Here is an 18,414-nt window from a genome sequence, read left to right on the forward strand (position 1 = left end):
TGTATCTTAACCCTTTGAATATTGCCTAAAGAATATAGGATATAACTAATTAAAGATTGCTGATGATTTTTAGAAGAAGAACGAAATGGAAAACCTTAACCACGCGCTTAACTATTATCACGGGCTTGTGGTTAATGAGTACGGTTGCTGTGGCACAAGAGCAGATCCCTTACAAACTGCCCCCCAAAAGCATCGTAGATCTGGTCGATGCACCACAGATACCAGACATCAGAATCAGTAGCGACGGCACATGGATGCTGATGCTTGAAGCTCCGGGTTTTGAAACCATAGAGCAAGCATCACAACCTGTACTGGGTATCGCCGGATTACGGATCAATCCTATAACCTACACGACTGTAGGAGAAAATTCGGGCAAGTATACATCATTACGTATACGCGATATCAAAGCAGGAAAAGAATTTACGCTACAGGGACTTCCAAACGACCTTCAATTGACCGATATTAAATGGTCTCCATCCAATAAATCTTTCGCTTTCCTCAACAAAACCATGCAACGGACCGAACTTTGGATCGCTGACCTAAGCACTCAAAAGGCTCAAAAAGTATTGGATCAGGTAAATGACAGCTTTGGAAACACTTTTCAATGGAAGAATGACGATATATTGTTAGTACAACGTATTGCGTTTGCCAACCAAAAAGTACCGCAGGCAAACCCTGTGCCCATAGGCCCTATCGTCCAGGAGAATCTCGGCGGTATTACGCCTTCACGTACCTATCAGAATCTGCTGGCCAATGCACACGACGAAAACCTGATGGGGTACTATCTAAGTTCTGATCTGATCGAGATCGACAGGAAAGGTCAGACGAAGGAACTGGGGGTGTCCGGTATTTTAAACGATGTCAGCTACTCTCCAGATGGCAGATATCTCCTTATCGAGAAAATAGTAAGACCCTACTCGTACCTCGTACCTATACAGCTCTTCCCTGTTGAGGTATCCATAGTAGACCTGGAGCACAAGACCAACAGGACAATACATACGATTCCACTGGGGGACAATCTACCCATCAGTTTTGATGCTGTGATTAGTGGGCCACGTAATTTTTCATGGCATAAGGACAAGGAGGCAACCCTACTATGGACTGTGGCCAAAGACGGAGGTGATCCTAATCAACATACTGAAATCCGCGATGAATTGTTTGCCGCTCCTGCACCTTTTGAAATAACGCAGGCCAATAAGCTCTATACGAGCAAATACCGTATACACAAGATCTTGTGGGGCTCAGGCTTTGGCATAATAGAAGAAAACTGGCGCAAAGACCGTACTTCCCAGCTGAGTGTCATTGATAGTAAAAATAATAAAATACTCCGGATATTGTCTAATCGTAAATCGGAGGATACTTATACGGATCCGGGCACTTTCTTACTGAACAGCAAAGGGAAGTTACGTGGCGATAGCAAAGGGAATGTTTATACCAAGGGGACCGGAGCTTCAAAAGAAGGGGATCGGCCTTTTGTAATGCGCTGGAATGTGCATACGACCAAACAAGATACGCTATACAAATCAAAACGAAACTATTATGAAGACCCTTTATTCTATGATGAGAACGGAATAGTCTATGTATTTAGAGAATCTTCAACAGTATCGCCCAACGTATTTGCTGTGGCTTTAAAATCAAAAGCTGAAAGGCGATTGACTCAATTTGCTGATCCCTACCCGAGCTTAAAAAACGTGGAGAAAAAGCTTTTATCGTATCCACGAAAAGACGGTCTTACGCTATCTGCGACGCTATATCTACCTGAAGGATTTAAAAAAGGAGATGCACCACTACCTGTACTGATATGGGCGTATCCTCGCGAATTTAAAACCAAGGCTGCTGCGGCACAGGTAAAAGGATCGCCACATCGCTACCCTAGACTGGCATTCCGATCGCCTGTATTCTGGGTGACACGCGGTTATGCCGTATTGGATCAAGCCGATATGCCGATCGTGGGTGAAGGGAGCAGCGAGCCGAATGACACATTCATCCAACAGATAGAGGACAATGCAAAAGCTCTGATCGATCACGTAGTCGAACTCGGCGTTGCAGACAGACAACGTATTGGAGTCGGCGGTCATTCCTATGGTGCATTTATGACAGCAAATCTATTGGCACACACAGACCTCTTTGCAGCGGGAATAGCACGAAGCGGTGCTTACAACCGCACACTGACTCCTTTTGGATTTCAAGCGGAAGCCCGTACTTATTGGCAGGCGAAGGATGTTTACGATAAGATGTCTCCTTTTACCTATGCTCCTAATATCAAGCGTCCCCTACTCATGACACATGGTATGGATGACGAAAATTCTGGAACATTCCCGATACAGAGTGAACGTCTCTACGCAGCGATCAAGGGACACGGAGGCATCGTGCGTCTTGTACTATTGCCTAAAGAATTTCACGGTTACCGCAGTAGAGAAGGTGTCCTCCATACTTTCTGGGAACAGGACCAATGGTTAGAGAACTATGTAAAAAACAGAAAAGACACGCAGTAATACGAGTTAGAAACTCCTATTGGATTTTTATAAAGTCTCTGTAGGTAGCACTATGGAGACTTTTTCCAGATTCTCTATCAAATTATACTTGGCCTGTGTAAATGCATAATCTTTGGCTTCTGCAAAAGATATATTATACTTCCTTTGCACGCCATCTGCAATATCTCCAGGTAGTTTTTCCATCAAGGAGTCATAGTACTGATCAAGAACAACTGACGAAGGCAAAGTGTATTCAATCTGCAACTGGAAACGTCTAAGGATAGCTTGATCAATAACTTCAATATGATTGGTTGCGCAGATCAATAACGCTTTTTCAGGATAATAGTCAATGAGCTGTATCAATGTGTTCACGAGACGACGAATTTCTCCCACATCCTTGTCTTCACTCATCCTGGACTTTCCTATCTGATCGAATTCGTCCAGAAAAAGAACAGCCTGGTCACGTCCGGCTTTATCAAATATCTGTTTGAGGTGCTGGGATGTCTCTCCTATCTTGGCGCTGATCACATTACTGAGATTCAGAATATAAATGGGCTTATTCAACGCATTTGCCAAGGCTTTGGCAGTACTCGTCTTTCCACATCCAGATGCTCCATGTAAAAGGATCTTATTATTTACCGGTAATCCATAGCCCTGCAACACATCCAGGTATTTGTGTTCTTTCAATAGATGATCCAGCTGCATTCGACTTTCGTCTGCAAGAATCATATCATCCAAAGCAATGGCTTCTTTTTTGGTAATTAATAAATCTGCGATGTTCATTATAAAATAACTAATTTTCTGTTGCAAAGGTACGAACTTTAGGAAGTTTGTACAGCATTTACAAAGTTGAAGAATAGTTCTAACCTAAAACTACTCCAGTATCGGATTTAATTTACTGGTCCAAGCAAAAAAACTGTAACCTTTTGTCCTCTCACCTACTCTATGTTAATAGATACCTACAAGATCTTTTGAGCGCATTCGGAATAGGTATTTGAATAGGGCTATAGATTATACTATGAACATTCAAAAAGACAAAGCTAGAAATTATGCAACAGGTCAATAATGATTTATCAAACGTACTGTCCTCCAAAACACCACAAAATATAGTATTGATATCGCTAGGAACCTGCATATCATCGGAGGTCAGTATCAAAGAAGTTTTGGAGTATTTTCAAAAACTGGGGAAAACAGCAAGAAATACCGACTTTAAACACACGTCTTCTTTAAAACTCAAAGCACTCAACCACACTTGGAGTGCTGCTTTACTCCTTCATACAGGACTATGTCAGACTCGGCTGACAAAAAAACTGAAGCAGCTGGAGTCCAACTTGAACAGTATAGATTTAAACATCATTACGTTTAATAAAGTCATCATCGAAAAATCCAAGGTAATTGAATCTCCAACGTTGCTGGACCATATTAAACAATTACAGCCTGAACTATTTGCCTGGCATAGGCCCTAGGATCTTCTATCGTAAATTTCATTATTCTTGAGCTTAAATATGTACATATTTAGCAAGGTATTTCTTATGATTTTATGTAGGTTTGAAAGACATAAAATCTACATAAAAGTTATACTATGGAACAATTCAACGACCTCCCCGAGGTTGAACTTATCGACCGTATACTGGCCGGCGACACCCGACTTTACGAACAGATCGTAAGGCGCTTCAATCCCTATCTCTATAAAATAGGCCGATCTTACAACTACAATCACGAAGACACACAAGATCTGATGCAGGATAGCTTTGTCGACGCTTTTAAGGCTCTTAATAGTTTTGAGGGACGTGCGCAGTTCAAATCCTGGATCATGCGTATCATGCTGAACAACTGCTACCGCAGGCGCGAAAAATGGAGCTTCAAAAATGAGACGAATATGGATATCGATGACGCATCACAGCCTATGTTCAACCATTCTGAGACAGATTCTCATACCCTCTTACAACAACGTGAACTTCGCCGTGTGATTGAAGAAGCTCTGTCCCGCTTACCACTGGAGTATCGTATGGTTTTCTCTCTGCGCGAAATCAACGGTCTAGATGTTGCAGAAACAGCTCAGCTGCTAGACATCAGCGAAAGCAATGTCAAGGTTAGACTCAATCGAGCAAAGGACAAATTACGTCGTGAAATTGAGAAAAGCTATACACCTTCCGATTTATTTGAATTTAATCTTATCTATTGCAATAACGTCGTTGATAAGGTATTTGCTGCTATCGGTCTTCTATCTCGTTAAAAAAAGGAAGCGGTAAAATCGGGGAGAAAATACCGCATTCCGCATCTACCATTATAATCATACTGAATGTATGATAAAAAAACTGAGCATTTTAATAAGCAATCACTTCGACTTCCGTCCGTCTGTTTGCTTGATGTTCTTCAGGCGTACAATCTACACCGTCCGCACATTTATTGACCAATCTAGACTCTCCGTAACCTTTGGCTACTAAGCGTTCACGATCGATGCCTTTTCCAACGATATAATCCACTGCTGCTTGCGCACGCCTTTGTGAGAGTTTTTCATTGTATTTCTTAGCCCCACGACTATCTGTATGACTTGATAATTCGATTTTCAAAGTCGGATTATTCCGCATAGTAGCGACTAATTTATCCAAAATCAGTGCCGCATCGGGTCTAATATTATGTTTATCAAAATCGTAATAAATATTTTCCAGAACAAATTTTTCACCAACTTTATTTACAGGTTGTAAATTCAGGACTAACTGTATGGTTGTATCTCGTTGGGAATACACCGCACTGAACGATGCACTGTCTGCCATATAGCCTTCCCGCTCACCATAAACCCTGTAAGACAACCCTTTATCAACATCAAATCTAATTTCACCTTGATGATCTGTCTTTCCCCGGGCTATTACTTTACCTTCTTCATATAGCATGACGATGGCCTGATCTAGTATCTCGCCAGTTTTCTTATCTTTAACCAGGGTAATCAATTCAATATTTAGCCTAGGTTTTGTCAATGAGAAGGAATAAATATCATCAGATCCAACTCCGCCCGTACGATTTGAAGATAAATAACCCATCGTATGCATATCATCATCCATGCTGTTTATAAAGGCAAAATCATCTGATGCAGAGTTTATAGGGTATCCCATATTAACAGGTTTTGTAAAGGAAGCCTTAGCCCCGTTGGCTTTAAAAATATCCAATCCTCCCATCCCTATATGACCTGTACTCGAAAAATAAAGCTCCTCGCCTTCCACCGATGGGAACATTTCGTCTCCACTGGTATTGACCTGACTGCCCACATTTTGAGGTGTCCCCCATGATCCATCCTGTTGTAGTTCTGAGTACCAGATATCAACACCTCCCTGTCCTCCCGGCATATCCGATGCAAAATACAGAATTGTTTCATCCTTATTTAAGGCAGCATGTCCGACAGAATATTCCTTCACATTATTATAAGGAAAATCGTCTTCGATCCAAGCCTCACCGTTCTTTCTATAGATTTTAAGTTCGAGGTTTTGCTTCTTCCATCGCTGCGCATGAGCTTTATACTTTTGCGCATCCTTACCGGCATAGGTCCGTGTTACATAGAGGACATCATTTGCTAAATTGACCGCTACAGGCCCCACATGATAAGCAGAGTTGTTGAAAGACTCTGTCATTAGGTTGGGATAATGCAAGGATCCGTCGATACGGCGTTCGGCGGAATAGACCCTCAAATAAGGCTGTCCCGTCATCCCACTTTTTTCGCTCAATAGGCTGTTGGGCTCTGTAGCATACAAGGCCCCACTAGCAGTAGGTGTAAGGCCAAATTCTGATAGAGCAGTATTCACGACCCGCTCATTGTTCACTTGATGCTTGGTCGGATGTTCCATCCAATAAGCAGCCGAATCAGCTCCAACAACAGCACGCTCTATCTCGGGACTGGTACCGTACTTACCCATATATTTAGTATACTGCTCTTTCGCTTCCAGATACTTTCCTTGTTGTTTTAAAACCTCCGCATACTTTAGGTGGGCTTCTTTACTGGCATCCTCCAGCAAGACAGCTCTCGAAAGCCAGTTTTCGGCAAGTTCATACCGCTTAATGTAGTAATAACTTTCTGCCAAGCGCTCCAAGTCTTCAGTCTTCGGCTTCTTCTTGTCTAAAACCAACTGTTCATAGGACTGGGCTGCATTCGCATATTCCATTCGCAGGAATTCCTGTTCTGCTCTCGCTCTCTTGCCTGGTCGCTCTTGAGCCTGAATATCGGTTCCGATTAAGACCAAAAACAAAGCTAACGCACCTATTCCTTTATAATATTTTCTTTCCATATTGCTTACAATTGATAGTTAGAAATATCGAGGGCTTAATACCTGTCTTCCTGTTCTTCCAAAAGTCACCCCTAGGGTTACCTCATGTGTACCATTCTGCATACCACTCATACGGTTGAGCATATGGTCATAAGAATATCCTATGCGGAACTTAGGGGAAACATAAAACTGAGCAATACCACTCATCGAGTTCAAGGCACTCAGTTTACTAGCCGTTTTGGAGGTGTAATCTCTATCGAAAATCTTAGCCCTGGTTCTGTAGCTCGCTCCTATCCAAAATTTTTCATTAAAGATAAACATAGCATTAACGTCCATGGAAGTCGGCCCTTTGAAATCATCTTTGACAAGAATACTCGGTCGCAACATCAAGCCTCTATCCAATTCGACCAACATCCCTGCAATGAAATAGCCGTGGATACTCCGATACAGGCTCTCCAATGAGTTTAGATTGAACTGAAAGTCTTCTCCACTCTTGCTATTGGTAAACAGATCGTGTACTGCCACCCCTGCATACCACTTTGTATTGCTGTAATATACGCCAAGTCGAACGTCTGGGCGCCAAGTTGAAATCTGTCCATCAGGAATGGAAGGATCATCAATATCATGGTATTTCAACTTTCGGCCATCCAAGCTATATTGTGTAGCTCCCGCTGCAATTCCCAAAGCCAAGCGATGCTCGTCCGACCGATCCAACTGTAAACGCAAAGCGTAGTTGGCATAAGCACTCGTCGCTCCTTGAGCCCCCAACTGGTCTCCTGTGATCTGTAACCCTACACCATGCCGTTTATCTTCATCAATAACCCCATCTATAGATACAGTACCTGTTTTCGGAGCACCATCCCATCCGGACCATTGACTACGAAGTCCCATCTGTCCAAACCATTCCTCTTTATATCCGGTATAGGCTGGGTTTACGCTGATAGAATTGAATATATATTGGGTAAACTGAATATTCTGTTGGCCATAGCTCTTCATTCCTAGAAGAGCCATGGTCAATATTAATGCACTTTTTATTCCGTATCGTTTCATAACACGTATTTCTTAATTACTTCAATTAATTTGATTTGATCGTCACCCATCCTTTATGTACTTCTTTTTTGCCTGCCTTCACCAATTCCAACACATAGAAGTATGTCCCCTCACTTAATCCGAATCCGTTCCAATCATTGTTGTATGCATTAGTTTTGTACACCTCATTACCCCAGCGGTTGACAATGGTAAGTCCTACCCTATCATAAATCTCAAGACCTTTGATTCGGAACTCATCATTTTTGCCATCACCATTCGGCGTAATGATATTTGGAATATCCAGATTATTACTAGATACCGTCACTCGCACAGTCGCTGTATTGCTCCATCTTCCTTTCACATCTTTCACGCGATAAGTAAAGGTATCTTCACCGATCATATCACGGGATGATTCATAAGTCACCGTACCGTCGATTCCCACTGTTATGATGGCGCCGGAAGAAGAATTGACTATTTCTACTGTAGATTTGTCTATATCCCATTTGGTGACAATATCATTGGCCAGTACATCAATCTCTACTGGTACTGCGGTATTCGTCTCAGCGACGTCATCGACTGCTTGGATACGCTGATGCTCTACTGGAGTAGGATCGGTATCGTCCTTGTCGTCCTCAGGATCGGTATCCGGATCTTTACCTGGTCCCCAAACGGAGATACCATTGATTACCTCTTCTGGCGCGTCCTCAGATACAAGTACATGTACACGGACCTTAATCTCCTCACCGACACCAATCACTTGGCTCGTTGTCAATGTAGCTTGGTTATCAGAACCTTGAACGGTGGCGTTAGAACTGATCATTTCATAGTTTTTGATGGACAATCCTGCCCCTGGTCTCTCTACAAGCGAAATGGTTTTGCCCGACTGCGCTGTAGCTGGTCCTTGGTTGGTTATCGTCAACGTAAAGGTAGTCATTTCACCTGCTTTCACAGTACTCTCATCCGCTACTTTTACAATTTTCATCTTAGCCTCACTGACCACTGGAATTTCAGGTGTCTCATCGGTGTCATCATCTACTTCGATACCGTTCTTAACCGTTCCCGTAGCATCTAATGGTACGTGCCCTTTTATGTTCAACTCGACCGCGCCTCCAACTGCTACTGGCTTGGTTACTTTAATTGTAAACTCACCCGTAGTCTGGTTGTAATTTCCGTCAAAGGATGCATTATCTCCTACTACTGCAATATCTGCAGCAGTAATCGTCATTCCATCAGGTCTTTCAACAACCTTAATCTCATGTCCAATTTGGGCTGTCGATGGACCATTGTTGGTCAATACGACTTTGAAGTCGACTATATCCCCGACAAAAACTTCAGTCTTGTTCGCTGTTTTCTTGACTCCGAACTTCGCTTTGTTGTCTACTGGAATCGGAGGTGTCTCTGTTTCCTCGTCTTCGACCTTAATACCGTTCTTGATCGTACCTGTAGCTTCTTCCGCTATGTGCGCTGTAACAGTCATGTTAATCGTAGCACCCAAGTCTACTTCATTCGTCACCACCAGCGTGAACTCACCGGTCACTTCGTTGTACTTACCTTCAAACAGATTAGCATTACCGCTTGTCACTTTAATATCAGCAGCTGTGATGGTCAAGAATGGTCCTGGTTTCTCAATTACCAGTACTTTATGACCTGGTTTTGCTGTCGAAGGTCCATTATTTGTCAATATGACATCAAAATCAATTTGCTCGCCTGCTACTGCATTTTGTCCAGCGGCAACTGTTTTCTGAACGGCAAACTTCACTTTGTCCACTACCGGTATCTCTGGTGTCTCTTCCTCATCGTCATCTACTTTAACACCATTCTTAACCATACCCGTAGCATTAGCCGGTACCATAGCGTAGATTTCAAGAACAATCTGCTCGGTCAGCTTCACATCTTTTGTTACCTTCAATGTAAACTCGCCAGTACTCGCATCGTAGTTACCATCTAGTTCGGCATTGCCCGACATCACTTTAATATCGGCTGTCGTGATCACCATATTGCCTGGTGTTTCGATTACTAAAATCTCTTTACCAATCTTGGCTGTCGACGGGCCTGCATTGGTCAATACCACATCGTATTTTACTTTTTCACCAGCTACAGCCTCTATTGCATCTGTAGTCTTCGTTACTGTAAACTTAGCATTGAACGCCACAGGAATTGGATCCGTTGTATCTGTCCCATCCGGTCCATCAGTAATAGGTGTTTTATCCTCCCAGATGTTAATTGTATTGTGAACAGTATTGACCTGCGCATCTGGATCGACATCCACCACTACTGTCAATTTGATCTGCTCAGTCACCACGACATCCTGATTAACAGTCAATGTAAAGAATCCATTTGCATCAACAGGACTGACCACCCCCTTGTCTGATATAATTCCTGTTATTGTCTGTCCAGCGCTCACTACATCCTGCAATCTCAATTCAGTACCATCTAATATAGTTGAAGCACCTTTATTGGTCAATGTCACAGTATAGCTAAACTCTTCACCTGCTATTGCTTCTACTGCATCACCGACCTTCACTACGGCACCAGGTTCACCCCAACCGTAATCACGTTCTACTGGAATCGGATCAGTCGTAGCTGTGCCATCCGGTACGGGTAGATTGTTTACATCTGATCCAGGATTGTCTTGCCATATATGGATGGTATTCGATATTTCTTTTGGTGCACCAGCATCCACATCGACAGTGATATTTAATGTGAAACTTGCATCTTTGGCAATGTCTTTATTCAATACCAAAGTAAACAGACCTGTGCTTGCGTCTAGGCTTGCTGTTCCGGTCGTACTTGTTACAGAAACCAACTTTTGACCTGCGCTCACCACATCTTGGAAGTAGATCGATGTACCATTCATTATGGTCGATGGCCCGTTATTATTGACCGTCACGGTATAACTATATGGCTTACCTGCTACTGCAGAAGGTGCATCACCCACTTTCGTAATTGCATCATCGTCGAATCCGTATTTGCGGATTACTTCATACTGTGGAGAGGTAACCGATCCATCAGCTGGATTATTTACATCGTTGTAGTTGCCATTTGGATCTTTAGTCCAAATCTTGAATGTATTGTCTACAAAATCAGCTTTAATAGCTCGATCCACCAAGGTAGTAACATCGAAAGTGAAAATAGCATCCTTTATTATATCGCTTTCTGCACGAACAAAGTATCCTCCTTGTGAATTCCCTCCTCCTAATGTGATGTTGGCTGACGTAGCAACTACACTACGGAGTTCCTGTCCTTCCGAAGGAAGATCTTGAATGTATAACAGTGTACCAGCATTAATCGTTGATGGTCCACCATTTTTAACTGTCACGGTATAAACAAACTCCTCTCCAGCTACTGCCTTCGCATCAACTCCATCTTTAGCAACTTTCTTTAGATTTTCACCTGTAAAATCGTATTTACTAGAAGAGATATTTAAAGTAATGATTTCACTCTCAACAGCACAACCTTTATTTGTTTGGAACAGCATTCTCAACTGTACCGATTTATTACGGTAATCTACTCCATTGATGATTCCGTTAGCAGGAATATCAAAAACAGCTTCGTAATCACCGTATTTGACACCGATGTTAGGTGTTACCCAATCACCATCGATATCCAACATTTGCAGACTGGCGCTAGTTACTTTAGCTCCATTTTCACTAACAAATGCTTTTGCTTTAAACTCTTCACCTGGAGCTAGAGTTATTTCATTATTAGCATGTACCTCTTCATTGATTTCGATACGGTCTATAACCGGAACAGCGTTAACAGTTATCGTAATCGGAATTCGAACACCTACGCCACAACCGTAACGCATAGCTTGTACATAATAGGTATGGTCACCGGTCACTGTGTTATTTGGAATAGTAAAGGACATACCATCAGTACTAACATCTACTGGATTACCGCCTTGGTCATAGACTTTGTAAGTCGTACATTCATCAATTCTTTCAAAATTAATATCCTCGCCGGCACATATTTCAAACTTACCATCTATAGATCCGTATTTAATGGTTGGTTGTATGGCTACATCGAATATTTCTACTTGATCACTCAACCCAACTTGCACTATTGAACCTAATGCAATTTGTAATCGGTCGTAAGGCTCAGCAAATGCGTCAACCATCATCGTAGCTTTATCACCTTTAAAGTTTAACAAAGCCAAATTCAAAACATCTAATCCTTGGATAGGGTTTCCAGCTTTCTGTCCTCCCAGATAACGCTGGAAACGGAATCCTGTCAATAGATTTAAATTCAATCCTTTATTGGTAATATCCTTCATGATAATACGAAGGGAGTCAGTAGGCATCACTTGGTTTTTGAATACCACTGTTAAATTAGCTGCGTTCAAAACTGCCACACCACGGACTAATTTTGCGGATGTACTTAAATCATTGTCTACAGCTTTCCATGGTGACACTACTGAAGCTGTTGCACTAGCAACACCTAATCCAAGATCTTCCACCCCATGCAAGACGTCCAACACATCTGTATTAGTGTTGTTATCTATTGGTTCACAATCCGCTTGTCCTGGTCTATTATAGTAAGCACCGTACACTTTAGATATCTGAGCCACACTGAGCAACGCACCATTTGTTACACGCACCCCTTTGAATGCTTTAGGTCCATTCCTATCTGCAGGTACAAACGTAAACTCAACAACATTATCAGCAACCAAAAGATCCAACAAAGCTCCGTCCACAGGTTTTAAAGATCCGAACGCTTTTCCATCGACACCAATACCCTGTACTGATAGCCCTCCTGCGAGAGTCAAACCACTATATTCCTTGCCTAGTTTGATAGTCACAGGTGTACCTGCCTTTATCTCATGATCAAACTCGATATTTTGCCATGCCGTTCCTATACCCAATAAGCCTACACCAGTAATTATCCGAGAGTGTGTTTTAGGATTTCCATCTGTCGCATTCCCTGTTTCTGTTACACCGCCTGTAATGATAGACCCCCATCCTTTATCCACTGTTGCATAAACGCGCTCCATTTGCGGTGGACAATCCTGACCATCATATACGTTAACTACAATAGTTTCAGAGGCTGAACAATCCCCGTCTGTGGCCACTACAGTATAGGCTAATTGAGCTACTGTATCTACCTTAGCTGGAAGCGCATTATAATCTATAGCTTGTCCTTTCTCATCGTACCATTGAATAGTACCGGCTGAAGCCGTTGCCGTAGGCCACGTAATCGTCGCACCCGTAGCCACGTATATCACATTAGATCCTGATAAAGTAATAACAGGTGCAGGTTTAACACCTATAGTTACTGCCTTAGCATCTCCTGGTTTATTATCACAAAAACCGTCACCACTTACTGTTACATATACGGTAGTACTTGGCGCAGTAGGTAGGAATCTCAAAATAGAACCATCAACTGCACCTAGTGTGTCGTATGGTAACTCTAATGTTAAATCTGTATCAGCATACCATTTAAATTTCGCATTAGGCACACCACTGGCTTCAGCGATCAAGACAGCTTCTGTCCCCTCACACAATTCTGTTCCGTCAGCATTAACTGTGATATCCGCTGCAGTGGCAGTAGGCAAGAATGCAACTTCCCATTCTGCAGCAGCACCGTTAAAACAGTAATTGTTATGCTCCAGTATCACATAATACTTAGCACCGGCTACAGGAGTCACATCTAATGACGCTCCATCTCCTATATAATCTGTTAAAGCCGCGTCTGCAAACCATTTTACAGTAAAATCTGCAACAGCAGGCAATCCAATTCCTAAATCGTCCTTAATGTCCACAGTCAAGGTAACAGGTGAACCTTCGCAGAAAGTACCATTTTGCGAAATATTTACATTACTAGCGTCGACTGCTGTACAGTTAGTCAACATAATGTGTTCTGCATCTTCCGTTTTATCAGCACCTGCGGCGTCCTTAAAGTGCGCCGTCGCTAAGTTGGTAATCGCTGTAACTGGATTGTCTGGATCAGCTGTAAGCGATCCTACTGTCACGGTGAAAGTAACTGTTTTTGACTCGCCATAGGCTAAATCTCCAACTGGCAAAGTCACAACTCCAGCTGCTAAAGTCCCACCGGATAAATGAGTTGTATGCTGTGGAATTGTATCTGTTACATATACATCTTCCAACCTTGTATTACCTGTATTTTTAACTGTTAGACTATAGATAATTTCATCATTTTCTTGAGCTTCTCTAGTGTTAACTCCATTACTTAATCCAGTTTTTAAGAATCCAACACTATGCACTGCGTCTACCGTCAACGTCGTACCCGGTGTAGTAGTATTTGGCTCTGTTGGGTCTTCGTTATTGATTGGTGGGAAAGATTCCTCTCCTGGATCCGATGAATTTGGATCAAGCTTAACAACAGCTATGTTTTTAATTTCGGTAATCCCGGTTAAATTAGAATTTACAGTTACGACAAAACTCTGCGTTTCCGAAGTCGTTCCTACCTTCAATGTCGGTATAGTAAACTTCACTGCACCTCCTGCATATGCTCCACCTGATTTCCAAGTTACTCCCGCAGGTAGCACGTCCGTAATTTGAACCCCGGTCAACTCCTGGTTTCCTGTATTACGTACATAGATATGGTACGTAACTTCTTCTCTTCCGGACACTGCTGTCATTGTTTTATCACCGTCTACTTCGTACGCTTTCCAAGAAACAACTGATTTCACAACTTCCACAGGAATCTTTGTTCCTGGCTCACCTTCCGTATCTGGTTGATTAGGATCCGTATCCAAAGGAGGAAATGTTTCAACTCCCTTATCTGTTGGGCTGTTTTTAACAAGTGCTACGTTTCTGATAAACTGAACACCTGTTAAATCCGAATTTACTTTTACTTTAAAAGTGAGAGTATGTTTTTTGCCCGCTAAGACCGTAACATTTTCAAAAGAGACAGAATTTGTAGCTGAATTATAAACACCTCCTGAACTAGGGACATAAGTCGTATGGGCTGGAATTTTATCCTCAATAATATAATTAACAAGATCTCGTGTTCCTTTGTTTTCAATATGAATACTGTACGTTACTTCTTCACCACCTTTTACAGATGACTTATCTGCAGACTTCCATGCGACAAAATTCGGAGCATCCAAATTAAAACAACGTGTTACCGAATACAGTTCAACAGGAGGAAATACTGAAACATTTAGTAAACTTTCAATACCTACCGATATACGGTCATACGGTACTCCTGGAGCAAAAGGCAATTCTACTATAGATCCATTCTTAATGAGATCAAGTACATCGATTCCATTGACGATACCAGTAGCTCCCCAGTTTACACTCGCTACTTCAGTATGGCCCAGATAAGCTTTAATCTTCAATCCTCCCAAGATAGCAACATCAGCAACACCTGCACCAGTTTTGAACTTAATCATTGCTACATCATCTGCAGCAGACACCGAGTTGAAGAAGATCCATTGCTTTGTAACAGCACCTACTCCTAAAGTTCCGTTACTAATCTGCGAAGCATTAGTTGTATTATCATTCAGCGCATATTGTGGATTTGTAACTCCTGCCCCCCCCAGGTCATTGACACTCAAAGACAGGCCAGAGTGCTCATACGAGGTCGAAAAAGCATTAAGACACTGGTCTGTACTGGTCTCGTAACACATTCCGTACACGTTCATCGTATTAGGTTGTGCCAATAGTCCTACTAAGCTATTCGTTTTATCAGTAATACGTACCGAATTATAGTCTTCTGTTGGTGTCACTGCAATATAATAGCGACCATCTTTATCACGTACAATGCGTACAGTGTTGTTACCTCCATTAGAAACAGCGTCCATCTGGCTGCTGGCAAAATCAACTCTTGTACCATTATTCTTAACCTCTACTTCAAAAAAATGATCACCTAGAACGAGCCCATTAACCAAGCCAGAAACGACATTCCCTAAACTTCCACCTAACAATTTCTCTAAAAGAGTGTCTTCAAAATCTACACGAATATAGGATGTCTTTCCAGCAGGAACTATATGGTTATAGCCAAGCTCTACTGAACCTTCATATTTATTACCTAGTCCTAAAAGTATGCCCGAACCGGATTTTAGCGTAGCAAAACTTCCAAAATCATCGTCGAACAGGTTTTGTACATCATCAGCATTTTGAGCATCCACCAATAATGTTGCACAGCTAGGAACTACAAATGGAGACTCTTCTTTGGTTTCTGGACAAGTAGCTCCAAAACGTTTTACACTGTACACACGTAATGGTTCAGCCGCGAGATTTAAAGAAACAAGTGATTCTGCCCCTATATCCACACGGTCAAAGGTTCCACTAGGTTCAAACTCCAACTCGGCAATCCCCCCTGAGCGGAATAGTGCCAGTAAATCGATATTATTAATTAGTCCGGCCTGTAACGTATAATCAGAACCGACTTGATCCTTACCATTAAAGAATTTGATCTTATACGCCCCTAACAAATCTAAAGAAAGCAGTGAAGAAGGCTCTATCTGTAATCTGATCTTCACTTTGTCCCCTGCCTGAGAAGGTTGATTAAAGTAAATAGTTTGATATACGTGTGCTGCTACACCGACAACTCCTAAATTAATCTTAGAGTATTCTGAAGAATTAGCACTGATCGCGCGATATGGATTTTCTACACCTGTAGTAGAAATATTGCCCACATTTAAACCTATACCACCTCCCCTATAGGATGTGAAGTTTGCTGGGAAGCAAGCATCGGTTCCAATTTCAAAACAAGCATTATATACATCTAAACTAGCCTTTTTCCCTGTAGCAAGTAAGGCTTTTACATGGTTTGTGATTCGAATACTGTTATACGGTGCACTTGGTGTAACAGCTAAGTAATAGCGACCAATACTGTCTTGCACCAATGTGACCACACCATTAGCTTTCCCTGCAAAAGCATTGGAACTGCTTTCTTTTAAAACCGAAGCCTGACCATTTTTGGCTTCTACTTCGAAAAATTGATTTCCAAGCAATAAACCGTTAGCTAAATCGCTGACTAATTTGCCTAAGCTACCACCGAGCAATTTATCTAAAACATCTTGATCGTAGTTGACACGAACATATGTCGTTTTATTTGCAGGCAATACCTGTCCTAAATTCATTTCAATAAATCCAGCAGTAGGCCCGCTTACGAGCAAGCCTCCTGCATCAGCGTGCAGTGTAGCATAAGTTTCATTGTTACCATCTACTGCATTATGTGGAAAATCTACATTGTCGAAATCAACTAAACTACTAGCACAAGAAGCTTCTTCAAATGGCCCCGAAGTTTCTAAAGGTGTCGGCTTTAATAATGGGTTAATACAATCTCCAATGCCATCGTAACGCTGGACGTCATATATTTTCAATGCGTCTCCCAACAAGCTAACTCCCACAGGGGAAGCTAAGCGGACCTCTGCCTGGTCAAATGACATGCCTGGTGCAAAAGTCATCGTTACTGGCTTTCCATTTTGTAACAGATTCAATAAATCTGTATTATTAAGCAAGCTACTCTGCAATGAACGTTGGTACACTTTTGCCCCTTTATTATATAATATAACTTCAGCAGCACCTAACAAGTCAGCATTCAACACCCCCCCAGAGCCTAACATTAATTTAATATTTAGCGTACTTGTAACAGAAGAAGACGAGCCAAAGTTAAACACTTGACTTTGAGAACCAGCCACATTAATTCCCAATAAAGATCCTTGTTTTAAACTTGAAAAAGACATATCGTCTCCATCTATAGCGTTCTTCAGATTTCTATTATTAAACCCTAACAAATCAATCTTTAAACCACTATCTTCATAATAGGTATGTAACGGTCTTCCACAATTAGGTGCAGTAGTATAATGAAAGGCTTCGTAGACGTTCATCTGTAACCCTCCACCAAGTGACAATTTCAACAAACTACTTTGACTTCTAAGTTTTAAACGTACTCCATTATAACTATCTTGAGGAGTAACTGCAATATAAACGTTTCCGTCAGCCCCTTCTACAATAGTTGCGTGAGTATTACTTAAAATCTCGTCACCATTATACGCCTCTGTTATTACAATATTTTCACTCAATAACCCTAAAAGTCCACCTACTGTTCTCAACAAATCTAAACTCAATAAGGATCCTGTAGTTTCAGGCTCATCAATTTTGATATAAGTAGTAGTACGCGCTTGGACAGTTGCCGAAAAATCCATCTGTAACCAAGACTCTCCTGTCACTCCTGCGACGAGCAAAGAGACATTCTTAGCTTTCATAACAGCTGATGTATTTTCATTTCCATCAACGGCGAAGTTTGGATCTGCAACATCCGCTATATTCGCATCATTTGTTGAAGAATAATCTCCACCTAACCCTAATAATGTCCCTTTTGAATTTTTTCCATTCGTTTGAGTGTTCGCATACACCTTCTCTAGCTGTACTTGCCCCCTAGCCCATCCAGGCATTAGCAACAACATACAATAAGTAACTAGCATAAACAGGAAGCTTAACGAACGGCTTCGCAATAATCCAGGGGCTTGACTTGCATTTTTCATATATATCAACAACTTGGTATGGACTAGAGTTTACGATTTCGCAAACCCGAATACATCATTCAATTTCTAATAGGTAGTATCCAACATGTGTAACATATTAAATACACCACAAAACTAAATGTTACTTTTTGTTTAAAAAAATTATTCAAAGGAAAGTTTTAAGATTATTTTCAGAATATTATTTAATCTACACAACAAT

The 18,414-nt window shown here is 41.7% G+C and carries 7 protein-coding genes; 3 read left to right on the forward strand and 4 right to left on the reverse strand.

The genetic code is table 11. The features are described 5' to 3' along the window. The first annotated feature begins 62 nt into the window (after positions 1–62). A complete protein-coding gene (locus M472_RS36235) occupies positions 63–2,495 on the forward strand; it encodes an alpha/beta hydrolase family protein (RefSeq protein ID WP_031301810.1) in 2,433 nt (810 codons plus the stop codon). Positions 2,496–2,522: 27 nt separating this feature from the next. Here M472_RS36235 and M472_RS36240 read toward each other — a convergent pair whose 3' ends face one another. Continuing rightward, positions 2,523–3,257 carry an AAA family ATPase gene (locus M472_RS36240; protein WP_021070872.1) on the reverse strand — a complete coding sequence of 245 codons (735 nt, stop codon included), beginning with the start codon at positions 3,255–3,257 and terminating at the stop codon, positions 2,523–2,525. A gap of 266 nt (positions 3,258–3,523) precedes the next feature. Between M472_RS36240 and M472_RS36245 the strand changes: the two genes are divergently transcribed. Beyond that, positions 3,524–3,940 carry a hypothetical protein gene (locus M472_RS36245; RefSeq protein WP_021070873.1) on the forward strand — a complete coding sequence of 139 codons (417 nt, stop codon included), beginning with the start codon at positions 3,524–3,526 and terminating at the stop codon, positions 3,938–3,940. 116 nt (positions 3,941–4,056) lie between these two features. Continuing rightward, positions 4,057–4,710 (forward strand): sigma-70 family RNA polymerase sigma factor, encoded by a 654-nt coding sequence (locus tag M472_RS36250; protein WP_021070874.1) that lies wholly within the window; start codon positions 4,057–4,059, stop codon positions 4,708–4,710. A gap of 91 nt (positions 4,711–4,801) precedes the next feature. On the opposite strand, the gene M472_RS36255 is transcribed toward M472_RS36250, so the two are convergent. The 3 genes from M472_RS36255 to M472_RS36265 are packed head-to-tail and all read right to left on the reverse strand — an operon-like array spanning position 4,802 to position 18,155. Further along, the gene (locus M472_RS36255; protein WP_021070875.1) at positions 4,802–6,751 is read right to left on the reverse strand and encodes an OmpA family protein; all 1,950 of its coding nucleotides are present in this window, start codon (positions 6,749–6,751) and stop codon (positions 4,802–4,804) included. An 18-nt stretch (positions 6,752–6,769) separates the two neighbouring features. Further along, positions 6,770–7,780 (reverse strand): PorP/SprF family type IX secretion system membrane protein, encoded by a 1,011-nt coding sequence (locus M472_RS36260; RefSeq protein WP_021070876.1) that lies wholly within the window; start codon positions 7,778–7,780, stop codon positions 6,770–6,772. A 25-nt stretch (positions 7,781–7,805) separates the two neighbouring features. After that, on the reverse strand, positions 7,806–18,155 hold the full coding sequence (locus M472_RS36265) for a T9SS type B sorting domain-containing protein (protein ID WP_158499920.1): 10,350 nt from the start codon (positions 18,153–18,155) through the stop codon (positions 7,806–7,808). Between the last annotated feature and the right edge of the window lie 259 nt (positions 18,156–18,414).

This window comes from Sphingobacterium paucimobilis HER1398 (assembly GCF_000416985.1).
Lineage (GTDB): Bacteria > Bacteroidota > Bacteroidia > Sphingobacteriales > Sphingobacteriaceae > Sphingobacterium > Sphingobacterium paucimobilis.

What these genes read in the sequence shown, in the direction of transcription:
- M472_RS36240 (WP_021070872.1), bottom strand. Translation starts at nt 3,257, where the DNA reads ATGAACATCGCAGATTTATTAATTACCAAAAAAGAAGCCATTGCTTTG.
- M472_RS36250 (WP_021070874.1), top strand. Translation starts at nt 4,057, where the DNA reads ATGGAACAATTCAACGACCTCCCCGAGGTTGAACTTATCGACCGTATA.
- M472_RS36245 (WP_021070873.1), top strand. Translation starts at nt 3,524, where the DNA reads ATGCAACAGGTCAATAATGATTTATCAAACGTACTGTCCTCCAAAACA.
- M472_RS36265 (WP_158499920.1), bottom strand. Translation starts at nt 18,155, where the DNA reads ATGCTAGTTACTTATTGTATGTTGTTGCTAATGCCTGGATGGGCTAGG.
- M472_RS36235 (WP_031301810.1), top strand. Translation starts at nt 63, where the DNA reads ATGATTTTTAGAAGAAGAACGAAATGGAAAACCTTAACCACGCGCTTA.
- M472_RS36255 (WP_021070875.1), bottom strand. Translation starts at nt 6,751, where the DNA reads ATGGAAAGAAAATATTATAAAGGAATAGGTGCGTTAGCTTTGTTTTTG.
- M472_RS36260 (WP_021070876.1), bottom strand. Translation starts at nt 7,780, where the DNA reads ATGAAACGATACGGAATAAAAAGTGCATTAATATTGACCATGGCTCTT.